Annotated in this window: 2 protein-coding genes; both read right to left on the reverse strand. The window is 63.4% G+C overall.

The features are described from left to right. Positions 1-35: 35 nt before the first annotated feature. Positions 36-1,238 carry a ParB/RepB/Spo0J family partition protein gene (locus B3I25_RS00090; RefSeq protein ID WP_414672677.1) on the reverse strand — a complete coding sequence of 401 codons (1,203 nt, stop codon included), beginning with the start codon at positions 1,236-1,238 and terminating at the stop codon, positions 36-38. An 875-nt stretch (positions 1,239-2,113) separates the two neighbouring features. Continuing rightward, positions 2,114-2,259: ParA family protein (locus B3I25_RS00095; protein ID WP_414672678.1), on the reverse strand; the 146-nt coding region annotated here is incomplete at its 5' end.

Raw genomic sequence — 2,259 nt, forward strand, 5'->3', positions numbered from 1 at the left:
GAAACATCGCGGCCCTTATTCGTGGGTGCGAAAGCTCAGTTCGCGTCCAGCTTGGGGTCCAGCACGTCGATGATGCGGTTGAGGTCCTCGACCGATGCGAACTCGATCGTCATCTTGCCCTTGCGCGCACCGAGCTGGATCTTCACGCTCGTGTCCAACTTGTCGGAGAAGGCATCTGCGATGTAACCCAGTCGATCATCGTGGCGGGTTGCGGGGGTCTTCCGCTTGGTCGAGTGTCGCTTGAGACCGTCGGAGAGGGCGACGAGCTCCTCCGTGGCGCGCACTGACAGCCCCTCCGCCACGATCCGCTGGGCGACCCGCTCCATCTCGGCGGGATCCGTCAGCGCCAACAGTGCACGCGCATGTCCCGAGCTCAGTACCCCCGCGGCCACGCGACGCTGCACGAGCGCCGGGAGTCGGAGCAGGCGCAGGGTGTTGGAGATCTGCGGCCGGGAGCGTCCGATCCGTTCCGAGAGCTGCTCCTGAGTGGCCCCGAACTCCTCCATGAGTTGCTGGTACGCGGCGGCTTCTTCAAGGGGGTTGAGCTGAGCCCGGTGCAGGTTCTCCAGCAGGGCGTCCCGCAGGAGATCATCGTCCGCCGTGTCCCGGATGATGGCCGGGATGACGGCCAGACCGGCCTCCTGAACGGCTCGCCAACGCCGTTCACCCATGACGAGCTCGTACTTCTGCTCTCCCCCCTCATGACTGGGACGCACGACGATGGGCTGCAGGACACCGAGTTCTTTCACCGAGAAGGCGAGCTCCGCGAGCTCGTCCTCATCGAAGACCTGGCGCGGCTGCTTGCGGTTGGGGTGGATGTCCGTGACCGAGATCTCCGCGAAGGTGGCTCCGGGGATGCTCTGCAGGTCTTCCTGGGCAGAGTGTTCGGTAGTCACGGCCTGTCGCTGTGACGCGATGACATCCGACGCGGGGATATTCTCTCCGACGGTGTCCGCAGCACCATCGGCGGAGGCGGAAGGAGGCGCTATGTTCCGCGTGGTAGAAGATTGGACCGATGTTTCACGTGAAACGTCGCCAGAGCCAGACTTTACCTGCTGGTTCTCCTGACCGACATTCGTGGGTGTATTGCGCACGGTCTCCTGGTGGGACCCATCCGCTGCACTCGAGGGGGTCACCTCTCCGGCCTGCGAAGAGTCACGGACTTCGTCGGTACGCGAAAAGTCGTCAGAGTTTTCCGCATCAGTTTCTTCGTCACCACTCGACGGCAGGAAGAACATGTCCACCGGGCGGCGCACATTCGTTGTACTGCGTAAGGCCTGGCCCATGTCCCTCCGGGTCCGTGGCGGCTTGCTTCCACGTGATGCCTGAGCCTTCGAGGAATCGGATGTTTCACGTGAAACATCGTCGGATCGTGACCCAGCGGCGTCGGCACCGTCTTTGGTCGAACTCACCTGCGTCTTAGGCTTGGCCGCGTCCGACTTAGTGCCCGCACCCTTTTCGGAGCCCGTTTCCCCCGATTTAGTCGATCGCGACGACCGACGCACTGAGGTTCCACCTCTATTGCCGTCACCGGTCGGGCCGGCTTTCTTACCAGCTGCCTCGGCGCCGGCGCCAGATGCCTCGGTCTTGCCGCCTTTCGAACCAGTCTTCTTGGGGGTCGCCGTCGCGCGTGGAGTTGCCTCCTGGCGATCCTCGTCGACAGACTTCGAGGCGGGGGTGGCCCGTACCCCGTTGGCAGTACCTACTATACGAGACGAGCTCCGATCGGGGGTCTCGGTCGCGCGCCTTCGAGAGGACTGCTTGCCACTACTTGCGGGGTCCCTAGGGTCGACCGCCGGCGGTGTCGTTTGCTCCTGGGCGTCCCCCCCGCTGGGGATGAGAGCGCCTAAACCGCGCCCGAGGCCACGACGTCGTTCTGCCACGATGAATTCCTCCCGGTGGTGATGGTGTATCCATCGTAGTCAAGAACGGATCGTTCATATGACCCATTCACCGGCGGTAACCGCGCGCCTGACATCAGATTACCCCGATGTTTCACGTGAAACATCCGGGTCATGATGGAAAGATCTATTAGCGCAGCGTTTTGCGACCTGGCGCCCGCCAGCTGCAACTGCGCAGAAAGGGGCTGCCTAGTTCGCGGTATCGGAGATGCCTACTCGGCCGCACCGGATCCGCGGCTGGCCAGTTCCGCCGCAGCCTCCAGGTACGACAGCGCTCCGGTGGAACTGGGGTCGTAGGTGATGACGCTCTGCTGATAACTCGGCGCCTCCGAGACTCGCACCGACCGGGGGATCATGG

The organism is Kocuria sp. UBA1838, assembly GCF_002338785.1.
Taxonomy (GTDB): Bacteria; Actinomycetota; Actinomycetes; order Actinomycetales; family Micrococcaceae; genus Kocuria; species Kocuria marina.